General features: G+C 60.9%; 16 protein-coding genes. 12 read left to right on the forward strand and 4 right to left on the reverse strand.

Features of this window, described 5'->3' with window-relative positions; genetic code table 11:
* Nucleotides 1-42 precede the first annotated feature (42 nt).
* Nucleotides 43-324 (forward strand): hypothetical protein, encoded by a 282-nt coding sequence (locus FHT82_RS18855; RefSeq protein ID WP_183734132.1) that lies wholly within the window; start codon nucleotides 43-45, stop codon nucleotides 322-324.
* Nucleotides 325-525: 201 nt separating this feature from the next.
* On the opposite strand, the gene FHT82_RS18860 is transcribed toward FHT82_RS18855, so the two are convergent.
* Nucleotides 526-1,557, reverse strand: coding sequence for a LacI family DNA-binding transcriptional regulator (locus FHT82_RS18860; protein WP_183734134.1), 1,032 nt, complete (start codon nucleotides 1,555-1,557; stop codon nucleotides 526-528).
* A 281-nt stretch (nucleotides 1,558-1,838) separates the two neighbouring features.
* On the opposite strand from FHT82_RS18860, the gene FHT82_RS18865 reads away from it, so the two are divergent.
* The 6 genes from FHT82_RS18865 (at nucleotide 1,839) to FHT82_RS18890 (ending at nucleotide 8,759) form a co-directional block, all read left to right on the forward strand.
* Nucleotides 1,839-2,792: a sugar phosphate isomerase/epimerase gene (locus tag FHT82_RS18865; RefSeq protein WP_183734136.1), complete on the forward strand. Its 954-nt coding sequence runs from the start codon at nucleotides 1,839-1,841 to the stop codon at nucleotides 2,790-2,792.
* 55 nt (nucleotides 2,793-2,847) lie between these two features.
* A complete protein-coding gene (locus FHT82_RS18870) occupies nucleotides 2,848-4,077 on the forward strand; it encodes an ABC transporter substrate-binding protein (protein WP_183734138.1) in 1,230 nt (409 codons plus the stop codon).
* Between the two features lie 73 nt (nucleotides 4,078-4,150).
* The gene (locus FHT82_RS18875) at nucleotides 4,151-5,041 is read left to right on the forward strand and encodes a sugar ABC transporter permease (RefSeq protein WP_183734140.1); all 891 of its coding nucleotides are present in this window, start codon (nucleotides 4,151-4,153) and stop codon (nucleotides 5,039-5,041) included.
* Nucleotides 5,038-5,916: a carbohydrate ABC transporter permease gene (locus tag FHT82_RS18880; protein WP_183734142.1), complete on the forward strand. Its 879-nt coding sequence runs from the start codon at nucleotides 5,038-5,040 to the stop codon at nucleotides 5,914-5,916. The genes FHT82_RS18875 and FHT82_RS18880 overlap by 4 nt, the downstream gene beginning before the upstream one ends.
* A gap of 4 nt (nucleotides 5,917-5,920) precedes the next feature.
* Nucleotides 5,921-7,000, forward strand: coding sequence for a sn-glycerol-3-phosphate ABC transporter ATP-binding protein UgpC (gene ugpC, locus FHT82_RS18885; protein WP_183734143.1), 1,080 nt, complete (start codon nucleotides 5,921-5,923; stop codon nucleotides 6,998-7,000).
* 73 nt (nucleotides 7,001-7,073) lie between these two features.
* A complete protein-coding gene (locus FHT82_RS18890) occupies nucleotides 7,074-8,759 on the forward strand; it encodes a GMC family oxidoreductase (RefSeq protein ID WP_183734145.1) in 1,686 nt (561 codons plus the stop codon).
* 18 nt (nucleotides 8,760-8,777) lie between these two features.
* Here the strand turns inward: FHT82_RS18890 and FHT82_RS18895 are convergent, their stop codons facing one another.
* A complete protein-coding gene (locus tag FHT82_RS18895; protein ID WP_183734147.1) occupies nucleotides 8,778-10,106 on the reverse strand; it encodes an aminotransferase class I/II-fold pyridoxal phosphate-dependent enzyme in 1,329 nt (442 codons plus the stop codon).
* Nucleotides 10,107-10,206: 100 nt separating this feature from the next.
* Between FHT82_RS18895 and FHT82_RS18900 the strand changes: the two genes are divergently transcribed.
* The 5 genes from FHT82_RS18900 (at nucleotide 10,207) to FHT82_RS18920 (ending at nucleotide 15,098) form a co-directional block, all read left to right on the forward strand.
* Nucleotides 10,207-11,178: a nitrate ABC transporter substrate-binding protein gene (locus FHT82_RS18900; RefSeq protein WP_183734149.1), complete on the forward strand. Its 972-nt coding sequence runs from the start codon at nucleotides 10,207-10,209 to the stop codon at nucleotides 11,176-11,178.
* Between the two features lie 47 nt (nucleotides 11,179-11,225).
* A complete protein-coding gene (locus FHT82_RS18905; RefSeq protein WP_183734151.1) occupies nucleotides 11,226-12,116 on the forward strand; it encodes an ABC transporter substrate-binding protein in 891 nt (296 codons plus the stop codon).
* Nucleotides 12,113-13,054, forward strand: a complete 942-nt coding sequence (locus tag FHT82_RS18910) for an amino acid ABC transporter permease (protein ID WP_183734153.1) — start codon at nucleotides 12,113-12,115, stop codon at nucleotides 13,052-13,054. Before FHT82_RS18905 ends, FHT82_RS18910 begins: the two co-directional genes overlap by 4 nt.
* Nucleotides 13,051-13,830 carry an amino acid ABC transporter ATP-binding protein gene (locus FHT82_RS18915; RefSeq protein ID WP_183734155.1) on the forward strand — a complete coding sequence of 260 codons (780 nt, stop codon included), beginning with the start codon at nucleotides 13,051-13,053 and terminating at the stop codon, nucleotides 13,828-13,830. The genes FHT82_RS18910 and FHT82_RS18915 overlap by 4 nt, the downstream gene beginning before the upstream one ends.
* Nucleotides 13,831-13,916: 86 nt before the next feature.
* Nucleotides 13,917-15,098 (forward strand): M20 aminoacylase family protein, encoded by a 1,182-nt coding sequence (locus FHT82_RS18920; RefSeq protein ID WP_183734157.1) that lies wholly within the window; start codon nucleotides 13,917-13,919, stop codon nucleotides 15,096-15,098.
* A gap of 68 nt (nucleotides 15,099-15,166) precedes the next feature.
* Here the strand turns inward: FHT82_RS18920 and FHT82_RS18925 are convergent, their stop codons facing one another.
* Together FHT82_RS18925 and FHT82_RS18930 are read right to left on the reverse strand one after the other, a co-directional pair.
* A complete protein-coding gene (locus FHT82_RS18925) occupies nucleotides 15,167-16,390 on the reverse strand; it encodes a GTP-binding protein (RefSeq protein WP_183734215.1) in 1,224 nt (407 codons plus the stop codon).
* Between the two features lie 51 nt (nucleotides 16,391-16,441).
* On the reverse strand, nucleotides 16,442-16,719 hold a 278-nt coding region (locus FHT82_RS18930; protein ID WP_183734159.1), incomplete at its 5' end, for a DUF4082 domain-containing protein.

The following is a 16,719-nucleotide window of genomic DNA, read 5'->3' on the forward strand; positions in this document are numbered from 1 at the left end:
GTTTCACGCGTTTTTCACGCACTTTAGTACCGAACTGTCCCTATGGTCATCTACGCAATCTGGAGAATTGATATGACGGTCATAGGGTCGGGAAAGCTTCAGCACGCAGCGGCGGCAGATATGGATAATCTTGACGAGCTGGTGGCTTTGGCTCGAATGATCACCTATGCAAGGGCGCTAGCGGAAGATTTGAAGATCGAACTCGGCGCTCAGTCTCTCGACCTGGCCTTGACGGCGGTTACGCGGGAGCTGCGCAGGGCGACGGATGCAGATCTTCCCGGTCTGGAACCGCTGCTCGCGGACGTGAATATCGAGCTGCACTGATCGGTGCTGCGGCTGGTGTCTCAATCGCTGTTCATGGCTAACGCCAGAGCGACCAGCTTGCCGGCATCCGGGATGGCGCCCTCACGTGCCAAAGGCAGGAAAAGGCTTGACGAAAATCTCTGCCTGGGCCGCCCGATCTGTAGCTCAGCCGAAGCCCGGTCGCGCTTAGTGGTCAGGATGCGTCTTCCTGTCAAAGTAAGCTCATGTCGCAAACTTTGAGTTCACTCCGATACTTTCACGGCGAATGAACCGGCTCGGAATCACAACGCGCAGTTCCCGCATCTCATCCGACTTTTCCATCCTGGCAATCAGGAATTCTGTCGCGGTCTCTCCGAGAGCCTCCATGGGTTGCTTGATCGTCGAGAGCGGGGGCGCGCAATATTCGCAGACCGGAGACCCGTCGAACGAAACGATCGACAGGTCTTCAGGCACACGCCATCCCATCTTCTGAACCTTGCTCATGAAGGAGATTGCCATATCGTCGCTCGTCGCCACGACGGCGGTCGGCTTTTCATCGAGCCTTGCAAAGTCTTCGGCCGCCTGCAGACCCGTCTCGAAACCGAACTGGAAGGTGAACTGTCCACCTGAGCGCGTTACATGCTGTTCGGAGAGTCCTGCCTCGTGCAGGGCTTCGAGAAGACCGGCATAGCGTTCGATGTCGTGATAGTTTCCCGTCGGACCGGCGATGTAGAAGAAGCGGCGGTGCCCGAGCGCCAGAAGCTCCCGGCCCGCCTCTTTCACAGCCTGCCTGTCATTGGTGATGATGCTTGGAACAGAAGTGTCGCTCATGTCGAGCAAAAGCGAGACGATCGGCAGCCCCGCCTCGGCAAGCGACCTGTTGGCGACCACCGGCAACTGCGACGACAGGATCAGCGCCCCCCTCACCGTCCCTCCGAAGGCAAGATCGAGGATATGCCGCTCGGAACTTTCGTCGCGGTCGAGGTTGGCGATCATCAGATTATAGCCATTGCGGATGACCGTGCGATTTACAGCCTCCAGAACCTGGGGGATGATCTGGGACGCGCCGTAATGCAGCGAGCCCGGCAAGATGATCATGATTACGTTGGATTTGCCGATGCGCAGGTTGCGGGCCGCGGCATTGGGCGTGTAGCCAAGCTGTTCGGCTGCCGCTGCAATCCTTGCCCTGGTCTTTTCGTTGACTCGCCCTGGATTGGCCAGAGCACGACTGACGGTGGACGTCGCCACACCGGCAAGGCGCGCGACGTCGGCCATCAAGGCAGATGATCCCTCTGTGGATAGGCTCTCTACAGTTTTCTTCATCATTCCATCCACTTAGCCCAGCGCAACCGAACCCTGTTCGGCTCGCGAGTCCCGTTATAGCAAACGATTGCCAAAAACTCGAAGAAAAGCGTTGCATATTTTATCGGCTTGACTAATATCCAGGCATGGCAATCGATTGCCAATTGCCAATACATTGAATTCTCTGAATAAAATTCGACGTGGGAGGTGCCTCTCGTGACGGATGAGCTATGTCTGAATGGAGGGACTGAATAATGGCCGTGAGCGATAATCTGCGTTTTGGTGTCGACCTGGTCACCTTCTTCCATCCGGGCTTCTGGGGCGTCGACAGCTATGACGCAATCGTCGAACATGCGAAGGATCAGCCACGGCAGTTCTGGGACAAGATCCTCGACAGCGTACAAGCCTCGGGCGTGACCGGCGTCGAGCTCACCTTCTCCCCCTTCAACTGGCAGGACGCGATCAAGACCTACGGGTCTGTGGGGGCATTCAGCGCCGAGCTTTCCGCTCGCGGACTTCAACTGGCTTCCGGCTTCTTCGCGGAGTTGGAGGCTTCCGGCGATTTTACCGAGGCTGCCGCACAGGCAGCCATCATCGCCAAGGCCGAACAATATGCCGATTTCATCAAGGCCTGCGGCGGCGACGTCATGGTCATTGGTGTGCCAATGCGCCAGACACCGGGCGAAGAGCCAGTGCATTTTCGCGATTTCGACCAAGCCAAGGTCATCGCCGATTTCCTGAATCGGCTAGGTGCCATCCTTTACAAGAAGGGCGTCAAGCTCGCCGTGCATACGGAAGCACATTCCATCTTTGCCGCTGCCCGCGACGTCGATCTTCTGATGCTGCTGACGGACCCGTCTTACGTACATATGTGCCCGGACACGGCTCATATCATTCTCGAGGGCTCCGATCCGATCCAGCTCGTCGATCGACACCATGAGCGCGTCATCATCGCCCACTGGAAGGATGCGATCGGCAAAATGCCGGCCGACACGCCGATCGGCGCAGACATCCACGAGCGCCACCGTCCCTTCTTCTGTGGTTTCGGCCTTGGTCGCGTCGACTGGCCGGCCTGGATCCGCCTGCTTCGCGATCGCCAGTTCAGCGGCTGGGCAATCCTGGAACTCGACGCCGCAGCCGATCCCGTCGGCGACATCGCCAATGGCCTGACACTCGTACGGCAGGCGCTGCTGCCGATCTATCGCTAACCGATCCTTGCAACCAAACGGCTCCGCAAAGAGGGCCTATTCAAGAGGTGGAACAATGAAGAGAATGACGATGCTGCTTGCCGGCACAATCCTGCTTGGCGCTGCCGGCCTTGCCAATGCTGACGACAAACTGAAGGCGGAGGTCTTCACCTCCTGGACATCGGGTGGCGAAGGCCGCGCCGTCGACGCCATCAAGAAGGAATTCGAAAAGCGCGGCGGCGTGTGGGAGAGCTCCACGATTGCCGGCTTCGAAAATGCCAACGCCGCATTCCAGAACCGCCTCGTCGCCGGCGATCCCCCGACGGCCAAGCAGGTCGTCGTTGGTAAGGACCCGGCCGAATTCATCGAGCAGGGCCTGATGAACCCGATGGATGACGTGGCGGCAGCCGGCAAGTGGAAGGATGCGCTTCCAAAGGCGCTCTATGATTACATCACCTATGACGGCAAAGTTTATCTGACGCCGACCGGTATCCACGGTGAAAGCTGGATGTTCTATTCCAAGGACGCCTTTAGCAAAGCCGCGATCACCGAAGAGCCCAAAGACTGGGACGCCTTCTTCGCCGACATGGACAAGCTGAAGGCCGCGGGCCTGACGCCCATTGCCTGGGGCGGCCAGGGCTGGCAGGAGGTGAAGGTGTTCAACATGGTGCTCCTGTCCCAGGTGGGCATGGACGGCTTCATGAAGATCTATGCTGAAAAGGATCAGGCAGCCCTGACCTCCGACGGCGTCAAGAAGGCTCTCGAAATCTTCGGCAAGATGCGGACTTATGTCGATGAAGGCTCTGCCGGCCGTAACTGGAACGACGCGACCGCCATGGTCATCACCGGCAAGGCCGGCGTGCAGTTCATGGGTGATTGGGCCAAGGGCGAGTTCACGGCAGCCGGCAAAGTCGCCGACAAGGATTTTGGCTGCGCCATTTCCCCCGCCTCCCCTGGCCTCATTTATATCGCGGACGCCTTCGGCTACCTGAAGACGAACGATGCCAACCAGGACGCAGCGCAAAAGCTGCTGGCCGAGGTCGTGATGGACCCCGCAGTTCAGGTCGAGTTCTCGCTCAACAAGGGCTCGATCCCGGCCCGCATCGATGTCGACAAGTCCAAATTCGACGCCTGCACCCAGAAAGGCATGGCCTTCATGGCCGACGGCAAGATCGTTCCCGAACACGCCATCACCACGACGCCGGAGCAAGTAGGCGCTCTGACAGACTTCATCGGCGAGTACTGGGCCAATCCGTCCGCCGATATCGATGCATCGGCTGCGCAGTTCGCGGCGATCTTCGAGTAAGATCGACAAGCCTGTCGCCTGCCCCGCAACACCGGTGCAGGCGGCTTTCGAAGCCCCTTGCAAAGACGCTCTGATGAAACGGAAGCATAACCGCTCTAAGGCGGCGCTCATCGCTCTCATCCCGACCTGGGCTGCGGTGGTCGTCGTCTATCTCGGCACCATGGTCTGGTCGGTGACCCTCTCCTTCACCAATTCGCGGCTGTTCCCATCGTGGAATTTCGTTGGGTTCGAACAATATTCCAAGCTGTTTCAGACCGCCAAATGGCTGGTCTCCTTCCAGAACCTGATCATCTTCGGCGTGCTTTACGTCTTCGGCTGCCTGTTTGTCGGCTTCCTGCTTGCCGCCGCTCTCGATCGCAAGGTGCGCTTCGAAAGCGCCTTCCGGACGATCTTTCTCTATCCCTATGCCATGTCCTTCGTCGTCACCGGCCTGATCTGGCAATGGATGATGAACCCGACGCTCGGTGTGCAGGCCAGCGTGCGTGCGCTTGGCTGGCAGAGTTTCACCTTCGACTGGATCATCAACCGGGACCTTGCGATCTATGCGGTGGTGATCGCGGCCCTCTGGCAGGGTGCCGGCCTCGTCATGATCCTTGTGCTGGCCGGCATGCGCGGCATCGATGGCGAGCAGTGGTGCGCAGCCCGCATCGACGGCATTCCTGTCTGGCGCACCTATGTTTCGATCATCCTGCCGCAACTGACGCCAGCCTTTGCGGCGGCCGGCACGCTGCTCTCCATGGGCGTGATCAAGACCTACGATATCGTCGTGGCGCTCACCAATGGCGGGCCGGGATCGGCGACCGAGGTACCCGCGAAATTCATCATGGACAATCTGTTCCAGCGCCAGAATCTCGGCCTTGCGACGGCCGCGGCGACGATCCTGCTTCTGACCGTGCTGATCATCGTCGCGCCCTTCCGCTATGCCCAACATATCCGCGCCCGGCGGCAGGCAGGTACGCTATGACCCATCCTCGTGGCCCCAGGCCGACGCAGATCACCGTAGCGCGCATCGGCCTTTATGCCTTTCTCATCTCCGCTGCGCTGTTCTTCGCCGTGCCGCTTTACGTGATGATCGTCACGTCGCTGAAGACCATGGACGAGATTCGGCTGGGACAGATCTTCGCGCTGCCACTGCGCCCGGATTTTACCGCCTGGCAGACGGCCTGGGCCGGCGCCTGTGCCGGCAGCGAATGCACCGGCGTGCGCATGGGTTTCCTGAATTCGGTGAAGATCACCGTGCCGGCTGTCGTGATCTCCGTGCTGATCGGCGCGGTCAACGGCTATGCACTGTCCTTCTGGCGCCCGAAGGCAGGACGACTGATGTTCGGCCTGCTGATGGCCGGGGCGCTCGTGCCCTACCAGATCTTTCTCTATCCGCTGGTGCGGGCCATGGCGGTGATGGGCTTCTACAACAGCCTTGGCGGCATCATTCTCGTGCATGTGCTGTTCGGTCTGCCGCTGGTGACGCTGCTCTTCCGCAACTACTTCGTCACCATCCCGGAAGAGCTTTTCAAGGCAGCGCGCGTCGATGGCGCCGGCTTCTGGCGGATCTTCATCGAGATCATGCTGCCAATGGCGCTTCCGATGATCGTCGTCGCCTCGATGTTCCAGTTCACGGGCATCTGGAACGACTTCCTGCTCGGCGTCGTCTTTGCCGGACGCGACAATCTGCCGATGACCGTACAGCTCAACAACATCGTCAACACGACGATGGGCGAGCGCAACTACAACGTCAACATGGCGGCCACCATCCTCACTGCCATCATTCCGCTCGCCATCTATTTCCTGTCCGGACGCTGGTTCGTCCGCGGGATCGCGGCCGGCGCCGTCAAGGGATAAGCCGATGCATTCTGCTGTTTCCATCAAAGACCTGAAGATCAGCTATGGCGACCATACGGTGATCGAGCAAATGTCGCTCGATATCGCCCCGAAGGAATTCCTCGTCCTGCTCGGTCCGTCCGGCTGCGGCAAGTCGACACTGCTGAACGCGATCGCCGGTCTTTCCGACATCACCGACGGAGAAATCTGGATCTCGGGAGAAAACGTTACCTGGGAAGAGCCGAAGGATCGCGGCATCGGCATGGTGTTTCAGTCCTATGCGCTCTATCCGCGCATGACGGTGCGCAAGAACCTCTCCTTCGGCCTCAGGGTCGCGGGCCTGCCGAAGCCGGAGATCGACAGCCGGGTCGAGCGGGCGGCATCGCTTCTCCATCTTGAAAAGCTGCTCGACCGCCGCCCGGCCGAGCTTTCCGGCGGCCAGCGCCAGCGTGTCGCGATCGGCCGCGCGCTGGTACGCGAAGTCGACGTCTTCCTGTTCGACGAACCACTGTCGAACCTCGATGCCAAACTACGCAACGAACTGCGCGTCGAGATCAAGAAGCTGCACCAGCAGCTCGGCAACACGATGATCTACGTCACCCATGACCAAGTGGAGGCACTGACCCTTGCCGACCGCATTGCCATCATGAAGGACGGCGTGATCCAGCAGTTGGGCACGCCTGCAGAGATTTATCATCGGCCGGTCAACCTCTTCGTAGCCGGCTTCATCGGTGCCCCCTCGATGAATTTCATCCAGGGCAGCATCGAACGGGACGGCGACAAGGTGCTGTTTAAGGCGGGCGATCTTGTCCTCGATATGACCGACTACGGCTTCGCTTCTGCGCCGAAACCAGGGCCTGCAACGCTTGGCGTGCGTCCGGAGCATCTCGGCATTCGCCCGGATGCCGGGGACGCCGCGTTTCTGGCAACCGTCTCAGTCCTGGAACCGATGGGCTCCGACACGATCGTATGGCTCACCTGGAGAGATACGACCCTGTCGCTGCGCGTGATGGGCGATCTCACGCTCCAGCCGGGCGATGTCATCGGCATCGGTCTCGATCTCTCCAAAGCATCGCTTTTTGCAGGGGACGGCAGTCGCCTCTGAGCCGTGCTCTCCCGGCAGCAGAGAGATGGTGCTGCCGGTTCCATTCCGTTGATGAAGTCAGGTTTTGAACGACATGTCTGAAAAAGTGTATGATGCGCTGGTGATCGGCTCCGGCGCGGCCGGCTCTTTTGCCGCCATGGAATTGACGGCCAATGGTCTATCCGTCCTGCTTCTCGAAGCCGGCCCTGAGATCGGCAAGAAAGATTTCGATCCCACCCGCAAGAAACCGCCCGCAAGCGCCATCAACATCTGGGAGCGGGCACGGGCAACCATCAAGGGCCAGCCGGTGCAGGCGCGCGCCGCTTTCTTCACCGAACGCTTCAGCCGCTTCTTCGTCAATGACCGGAAGAACCCCTATACCACGCCGCGCGGCGAGCCCTTCCTGTGGATCCGCGGCCGGCAGTCGGGCGGACGCCTGCACAGTTTCGGGCGCGTGCTGCTGCGCTGGAGCGACGATGATTTCAGGATCGAGAGCCGCAGCGGCCGCGGTATCGACTGGCCCGTCTCCTATGACGAACTCGCCCCCTTCTATGCCGAGGCAGAAAGCCATCTTGGCCTCTACGGCAATCAGGACCATGTCTCGACCTTGCCGGACGGCGTCTATTCCCGCCCTGCCGGGCTGACGCCGGCGGAAGAACTCTTCAAGAGGACTGTCGAAAGCCGGGCGCCCGAACGGCATGTCGTATCTTGGCGCTATATTGCGCCGGACGCCGAGCGCGTACCGCGCCCGCTGCGCGAGGCGCTCGCAAGCGGTAATCTGACAATCCGTCACGATGCGATCGTGCGCCGCATTAGGACGGATGCGCAGACGGGCCGGGCAACGGGTGCAGAATATATCGATCGCAATTCCGGCGCCGTTCACTCTGCGCGTGCCGAAAACGTCGTCCTCTGCGCCTCGCCGATCGAAAGCGTTCGACTGCTCCTGAATTCGGCTTCGGCGGAGCACCCGAACGGGCTTGGCAATAGTTCGGGCACGCTCGGCCGCTACTTCATGGATCAGTTGCCCTGCCTGGCCTTCGGCACCTTCCCACCCGCCCGTGGCTGGTCGCATGACGAGTCGGCGCCGCAGGACCCATTCTACAATCCGTCGGGCGGGATCTTCGTGCCGCGCTTCGACAATGTGGAAGGAAAGGCGCCGCGCGGCGACTTCGCCTATCAGGGCAGCGTCGGCCGCGCGCCGGTGGGCGACAACGAGCCGTCGAGCCTTGCCTTCTTCGGCTTCGGCCTGATGCTGCCGCATGCCGACAATCGTATTACCCTTGATGCCAGCCGCAAGGACGCCTGGGGCATTCCGGTGCCGCACATCCGCTGCACCATGCACGAGCCCGAGCAGGAGCTGATCCGCAGACAGGAAAAGACCCTGATCGACATGGTGAAAGGTGCCGGCGGCGAGCTCGACTTCATCGGATCGCCGCTTGGCCTGAGGGAAATGGGCCGTGGGGCCTTCCCGGATGCCGACCCCTTAAGCCGTTTCCTGTTCCGCAAATGGTTCCGAAAGACCATGTGCATGGGTGCGGCAATCCATGAAAGCGGCGGCGCGCGCATGGGCACCTCGCCGGAAAATTCCGTCCTCAACGGCTGGAACCAGAGCTGGGACGTGCCCAATCTTCTCGTGACCGATGCCAGCGCCTTTCCCGGTGGCGGCACAGCGGGTACGACCTTGACCGTCATGGCTCTGACCCTGCGCGCCTGCCGGAAGCTCGCCGCGCAGTACCGCGGATCTGCTGACGTCTCCAAACACCATGAAGTGCTGGAATAACTGGAGCGACACTAAAGACTAGGCCGGGCTGGCGGCGAGGGCGATCGAGTCGGCCACGTCGTTTACCCGATCGGACAATATGGCCGTCGCCACGCGAAGATGTGCGCTTGGAAGGATGGAAAATTTGGCACCAGGATGAACCGCAATACCTCGCGCCGCCAGCGTGACCATCGCGAAGGGTTCGGATGCGACCGGCACCCAGGCACACAGGCCGCTGCCATGCTGCGCCTCGATCCCACGCTCACCCAGGGCATCGACCAGATCGGCCCGACGCAGGAAATAGACCTCGCGAGAGCGTTCAAGCGAGGTTTGTGTGGCGGGATCCCGCAGGAGCCATGCGGTGGCCGCTTGAAGAATGCGGCTTGTCCAGCCGGCGCTGAAGCTGCGGTAGGACTGGATCTGTTCGACGATCGCCCGCGAGCTCGAGAGCACAGCAAGCCTCAGATCCGGACCATGCGTCTTTGAATAGGAGAGAATGTGAATGGTCCGGTCGGCAAACCGGTCGCCGAGCGAATGACGCGGAGCCGTGGAAATATCGGCGACACCGTCATCCTCGACGATCAAGGTGTCGGTACCGTCGAGAATGTCTCCAAGCCTTTGCAACCGCTCGCTGCTGACGTGCTGACCGGTTACCGAGTGAAGCCGCGGCTGGAAAATGAAGGCGACGGGCCGCAGCTTCATTGCGGCTTGGAGAGACGCAGGCAGAGGCCCTTCCCGATCGCACTGGACCGGAAGGATCTGCACGCCGCGATCCTCCAGGATATCGAGAAGCCGCATCGCGGTCGGGTCTTCGATTGCAACGGACGCGCCGGGCATGACGAGCGCCTGGATGAGCGTGTAGACCGCGTTATAGCCCCCGTTCGTCGCCAGGAACGCCTCCGGTTCGTATGGCCAGGTCTTTCGGACAATCTCTTCGAGTTCCGGAAGAATGCGGCTTCGCTCGTAGCTGTTGAGATTTTCCGCCGACGCTCCGTAGGCCATGGCTTCGGTAAGCTTCGGCAAAAGCCTGATATCCGGCACGGCCGATGTCAGATCGAGCACGTCGGCTCCATAACGGCCGGAACTGCCGAGCCGTTCGGGTTTCGCCACGAAACGATCACCGCTCACCCAGGTGCCGTTCCGTCCCCTGCCGGTAATGATTTTCTGGCGTCTCAGCTCGCTCCAGGCCTCGGAGATTGTCGCCGGGCTGATCCCCAGCGCAAAGGCGAGATCGCGGATCGGCGGCAGCTTCGTTCCGACGGGAAGTGCCCCGGCCCGGATCAAAGCACTGGTTTCAATTGCAATTCCCCGAATTGTCCGATCGGTCAATTTTTGGGCAAACCATACCGCATCGACAGTATCGCTCATTTAATCACCACTTTTAATGTTCAATAACGTAATAACATTTGATCGGACAAATTTGAACATTTAATTGTTCCGAAAACAAGGTCTTTGCGAGTGAATGCCGATGCCCCTTAGCCTGCGACTTGCCCTGCGTGACTGGGACTACATGACGCCCCTGGTTCTCGGCGATGTCTCCTCTCCCAAGCTTGACATCACGGTCGACCGCGTCGGCACATTGCTCTCGCATCTCGGCAAGAGCGACCACTATGATGTCGCAGAAATGTCCTTCAGCCGCTATACGCAGCTGTGCATTGACGGCGACGAGAGCGTCGTCGGCATCCCGAACTTCATTATGCGCGGCTTCCGTCACCGCTGCGTCATCACCCGCAAGGACGGCCCTATCACCGAACTCGGCGAGCTCGCCGGAAAGCGCATCGGCGTCACCGGATGGCGCGACTCCGGAAACACCTGGACAAGAGCGGCGCTGCGCCGCGAGGGCGTCGGCGTCGAAGATGCCATGTGGTATGCGGGCCGCCTGACGGACGCGCATCCGATCGTCGATCGTCTGGACGGATTCGGCCGGCCCGGCCGTATTGAAGCGGCTCCCGGCGAGCGCCCCATGGTCGACCTGCTCAAGGAAGGCTTCCTGGACGCGATCTTCACGCCTTTCATGCCTGACGGCTATTTCGGCGGAGGATCGCCGTTCCGGCAGGTCCTTTCCGACTTCAGAGGTGCTGAACGTCGATATTTCGATGATGTGGGCTATGTTCCCGGCATGCATCTGATCGGCATCAAGGCGGGCATCGTCGCGCAGAACCCGTGGGTGATCGAAGAGCTCAGCAAGCTGATCGATGAATCGCAGCAGATGTGGCTGAGCAAACGCCGCAAATACGCCGACACCTCGCCTTTCATGCTGGACGAGCTTCTGAAGTCGGCGGCCGAGCTTCCAGTCGGCTGGGAGGCCAGCGGCTTTGCGGTCAACCGCAAAATGATCGCCGACTTCGCCAGCGAGCTTCACGTCCAGGGCATCCTGCCGCAGCTGATGACGCCGGAAGACCTCTTCTCCTTCGATGTGGACGGTAGCCGCATCGGTTGAGCGCAACACGAAACGCATAAATTCAAACCAAACAGGGGAACTAAATAATGTCGATCAGGAAAATTGCATGCCTTGCTCTGACGAGCGTGGTGATCTCGGGAACGGCCTTCGCTGAAGATGCGACCCTGCCCAAGCTTTCGGTCAACGACGCGCTTCATGCGCAGTTGCCCGAAGCGATCCGCACGTCCGGCAAGATGATCTCCGTCAACAATGGCTCGTTTCCTCCCTATGAAATCGTCACGGGCACCGAGATGACCGGCGCCAGCGCCGATCTGACCGATGCGCTCGGTCAGGTTCTCGGCGTCAAGATCGAGCATGAGACGGTCGGTGGCCTGCCGGCGCTGCTGGCCGGTGTCAATTCCGGTCGTTACCAGTTTGCCTTCGGTCCCGTCGGAGACTTCAAGAGCCGCGAGGAATCCAACGATTTCGTCGACTGGGTGCAGGAATTCGTGGTTTTCTCGGTGCAGAAGGGCAATCCGAAGGGCATCACCTCGCTCGATACCGCCTGCGGCAACCGCATCGCCGTCATGGCCGGCGGCTCGGCCGAAAAGGTCATCCAGGTGCAGGCCGAAAAGTGCAAGACCGATGGCAAGGGCGCGATCGAGGTGCAGTCCTTCACCGACCAGCCGAGCTCAATCCTTGCCGTCCGTTCCAAGCGGTCGGATGCCTTCTTCTCCTCCCAGGCGCCGCTCACCTATTTCGTGTCGCAGGCCAACGGCCAGCTGGAACTGACCGGTGTGGGACAGAAGAACGGCTTCGAGAACCTCTATCAGGGCGCGGTCGTCGCGAAGGGCTCGCCGCTCGGCCCCGTCCTGCGCGATGCAGTCAAGGTGCTGATGGACAATGGCACCTATGCCACGATCATGAAGAAATGGGGCCTTGAGAACAACATGATCAAGGAGCCCGGTATCAACCTCGGTGGGACGCTTCCGAAATGAGCACTCAAACGCAAACACTCGCATCGCCCTCCGGCGATGCGAGAAGCCGGGATGTGGCCCATGCCCACAAGCCCTTCCCCAAGGGCCGAGTCGCGGCCTGGGGCATCACGCTTGCGATCGTCGCCTATTGGGCCTGGTCCGTCGCGCATAACGAGAATTTCGGCTGGCCGGTCGTCGCTCAATATTTCTTCGACCCGACCGTCATCAGTGGCCTTTACGTCTCGCTAGGCCTCACGGTCGTGGCAATGATCATCGGCATCGCGCTCGGCCTCGTGCTGGCTGTCGCGAGAATGTCTAGGGATCGGCTGGCAAGCTCGCTCGCCTCGCTGTTCATCTGGTTCTTTCGCGGAACCCCGCTGCTGGTGCAGCTGATCTTCTGGTACAATCTTTCAACGCTGTTTCCGACTTTGTCTCTTGGCATTCCCTTCGGCCCGACCTTCATGAGCTGGGATACGAATTCGGTGATCAGCCCGATGACGGCCGCGATCGCCGGTCTCGCGCTCAATGAGTCCGCCTATATGGCGGAAGTCATCCGCGGCGGGCTGCTTTCGGTGGACAAGGGCCAGTACGAGACGGCAGAAGCCTTCGGCATGACGCGCATTCGCGCGCTTCGCCGTATCATCATTCCGCAGGCCATGCGCTCGATCGTCCCGCCGACAGGAAACCAGCTGATCAGCATGATCAAGGCAACCTCGATCGTCAGCGTCATCGCCATGGCTGATCTCCTCTATTCGGTGCAGTCCATCTACAACCGCACATTCGAGATCGTGCCGATGCTGCTCGTCGCCGTTCTCTGGTACCTGCTCATCACGTCGGTCCTGAATATCGGCCAGACCTATATCGAGCGCTATTACAGCCGCAGCGATCGCCGCACGGGCGCCGCCAAACCGGCAAAAGAAGAAGCTGTCATGGCACAGGCAACGGAGGCAGGCGAATGAACGCGATCTCCACCATCGAGCCCCTCGTCAAGGCCCGCAATGTCCATAAGTCCTTCGCGGATCTGGAAGTGCTGAAGGGGATAGATCTCGACGTCGCGCCTGGTGAGGTCGTCGTCGTCCTTGGACCCTCCGGCTCCGGCAAGTCGACATTCCTGCGCTGTATCAACCACCTCGAATCCATCAATCAGGGTTCGATCGAGGTGGACGGCGAACAGATCGGCTACCGCCTGCACAAGGACCGGCTGCTGCAGCTGTCGAACCATGCGATCGCCCTGCAGCGGCGAAAGATCGGCATGGTGTTCCAGCAGTTCAATCTCTACCCGCATATGACCGCGCTGCAGAACATCATCGAGGCGCCGGTCGGCATCCACGGCGAAAGCCGAAAAGTCGCGACCGAAAATGCGCTGAAGCTCCTGGAACGGGTCGGGCTTTCGGCCAAGGCCGACAGCTACCCGCGCCAGCTTTCGGGCGGCCAGCAGCAGCGTGTGGCGATTGCCCGCGCGCTGGCCATCAAGCCGAAGCTGATGCTCTTCGACGAACCGACCTCGGCACTCGACCCCGAACTGGTCGGCGAGGTTCTCGCCACCATGCGGGATCTTGCAAACCAGGGTCTGACAATGATCGTCGTCACCCACGAGATCGGTTTCGCGCGGGAAGCGGCCGACCGCGTCGTCTTCATGGATGGCGGCAAGGTCGTGGAACAGGGCAGGCCGGAAGACGTGATCGGCAACCCGCAGCACCCTCGCACCAGAAGCTTCCTGTCGCGCTTCATCTAGCGCGGCGGCTCCCCATGCTCTTGCCCTGCGGGCTCGCTCTACCGTGAGCCAGCCGGCGATACCGCGCCCATGAAACTGGAATTGCCATGTCCCTCGACAATGATTTTGCCCGCCTCTCCGATTTCGAACCGATGGAAGCGGAGCTGACAGCCATCCGCCGACATCTCCACGCCCATCCCGAGCTCTCCTTCGAAGAGGCCGAGACCGCGCGTTTCGTTGCCGAAAAGCTGGAATCCTGGGGTTATGAAGTGGCCCGCAATGTCGGCGGCCATGGCGTGGTTGCGCGCATGACGGTCGGCGCCGGAAAGAAGAGCATCGCCATCCGCGCCGATATGGATGCCCTGCCGATCACCGAGGAAACCGGTCGCCCCTATGCCAGCACGGTGGCAGGCAAGATGCATGCCTGCGGGCATGACGGCCACACGACGATCCTTCTCGGTGCCGCCGAATATCTGGCACGCACGCGCCGCTTCAACGGAACCGTCAATCTCATTTTCCAGCCGGCCGAGGAGGCGGGTGCACTCAGCGGTGCGCCCGCCATGATTGCCGACGGGCTGTTCGAACGCTTTCCCTTCGACGTTATCTTTGGTCTGCACAATCATCCCGGCGCGCCCGAAGGCACCTGGCTGATGCGGTCGGGACCGCTGATGGCGGCTGCCGACAGCGCCGAGATCATGATCAGGGGCAAGGGCGGCCACGCTTCGCGGCCGCACCTCACCGTCGATCCGGTGGTCGTTGCCTGCAACCTCGTCGTCAGCCTGCAGTCGGTCGTCTCCCGCAGCATCGATCCGACACAGACCGCCGTCGTCACGGTCGGGGCGATCCATGCCGGCGAGGCCGCGAACGTCATCCCCGAAAGCGCAAAACTGCTGCTCAGCATCCGCTCCTTCGATCCAAAGGTGCGCGACACGCTGGAGGCCAGGATCCGCAGGCTCACCGAAACGATTGCCGATGGTTACGACGCAACGGCGGAGATCGAATACACGCGCGGACACCCCGTGGTCGTCAATTCGGAGGCGGAAACCGAATTCGCCCGCGCGGTCGCAGAAGAGCTCGTCGGTGCCGACAAGGTAACCCTCTGCAACCTCATCCCCGGCAGTGAAGACTTCTCGCATTTCCTCGAGCACAAGCCCGGCAGCTTCCTGCGGCTCGGCAACGGTGTGGAATCGGCGATCCTGCACAGCGCCAAATACGACTTTGCCGACAAATCCCTGACGGTGGGTGCCGCGATGTGGGCGCGCTTGACCGAACGCTATCTCGACGACTGAGAGCTTTCGGCAGCAAGCAGTGAGCCGCCGCCTCACTGCGTTCGTGGCGCAAACATTGCACCCCCGCGCTACCAGGCCGGGAACGGATCTTCGAGAGCTGACCAGTCGCGTGGGTCCGCGCTGGCGAGGCAGTCGTCCAATGCGGCTCGCACACCTGTCTCGTCCATCCCAACGCCAATGAACACCAGTTCTTGCCGGCGGTCGCCCCAGGCGCTGTCCCACCGGCTCTGCAGGTGCTGATGAAACTGCTGATGGTTCGGCCAGTCTTGCCGCGGAATGGCCGCCCACCAGAGCCCCATCGGTTCGCAGCGCCGTTGTACCCCGGCAGCCGACATCAGACCCACATGACGCGGGCGCGTGGCAAGCCAGAAATGGCCCTTGGCGCGCAGCACCCCTGGCCAGGGCTCGTCCAGGAACGCGCGAAACCGCTTGGGGTCGAAGGGACGCCTCGTGCGGTAGACAAAGCTCGATACCCCGTATTCCTCCGTCTCCGGAACATGTTGGCCCGGGCTGTACAATTCCTTATGCCACAAAGGATGCGCGGCCGCCTTTTCTTCGTCGAAGAGACCGGTATCGAGGACAGTTGCCAGAGAAACCCTGCCGAGATCCGTCTCCACCTGACGCGCATCCGGGTTGAGAGACGCGACTATCTTGCGGATCTCCGCGCGGACTTCTTCCGTCGCGTCCGAGATCTTGTTGATCACGACGACATCGGCAAACTCGATCTGGTCGACCAGCAGATCGATGAGGGTGCGCCGGTCTTCACCGTCGCGTTGCAGGCCACGGTCGGCAAGTAGATCGACGCTACTGTAGTCGGCTAACAGGTTCGCGGCATCGACCACAGTGACCATCGTGTCGAGTCTGGCAAAATCGGAGAGCGAAACGCCGTTTTCGTCACAGAAAGAAAAAGTTGCCGCAATCGGGCGGGGCTCGGCGATACCCGTCCCTTCGATCAGCAGATAGTCGTATCGCCCCTCTTCGGCCAGTCGCCGCACTTCCGTCAGCAGGTCGTTGCGCAGGGTACAGCAGATGCAGCCATTGCTGAGCTCAACCAGTGTCTCCGTCGTATGCGACAGGTTGCAGCCGCCATCTCGAATGAGACTGGCGTCGATATTCACTTCGCTCATATCGTTGACGATGACGGCGACCCGCAGACCCTCGCGATTGTTCAGGACGTGGCTGAGAAGCGTCGTCTTGCCGGCTCCCAGAAAGCCGGCGAGCACTGTTACCGGGAGCCGATCGATCTTGGTTGTCGGCATCCTTTTGATATGGCCCTCCGCCGCGAGCGGCATTTGCTTCATCTTGGCCTCATTCGAAACCCGCCCCTGACCTCGTCCGATGCTTCACGCCGCGAGCTGCGGCCGGAAGACCACATCGGCATAGTAGTTGGCTGAATCATAGGTGCTGGTCGGGAAGAGCCCCGTAGTAGCCGATCCGCCATATGCATAGACGCCGTTGCCACCGGCGGCGGCACTGGACAGTGCCGACAGCGGACCGTTGCTGACACCGTTGGTGAAGAAACCATCGGTCGCCACATAGGCACCGGTCGTGTGGTAGGAGGCGACATAGGTGGTGTTGGCGGTGATGGTGACGGGTGTTGCGAAGTTCACCGTCTGCCAGC

This window comes from Rhizobium sp. BK275 (genome assembly GCF_014193555.1).
Classification (GTDB): Bacteria; Pseudomonadota; Alphaproteobacteria; order Rhizobiales; family Rhizobiaceae; genus Rhizobium.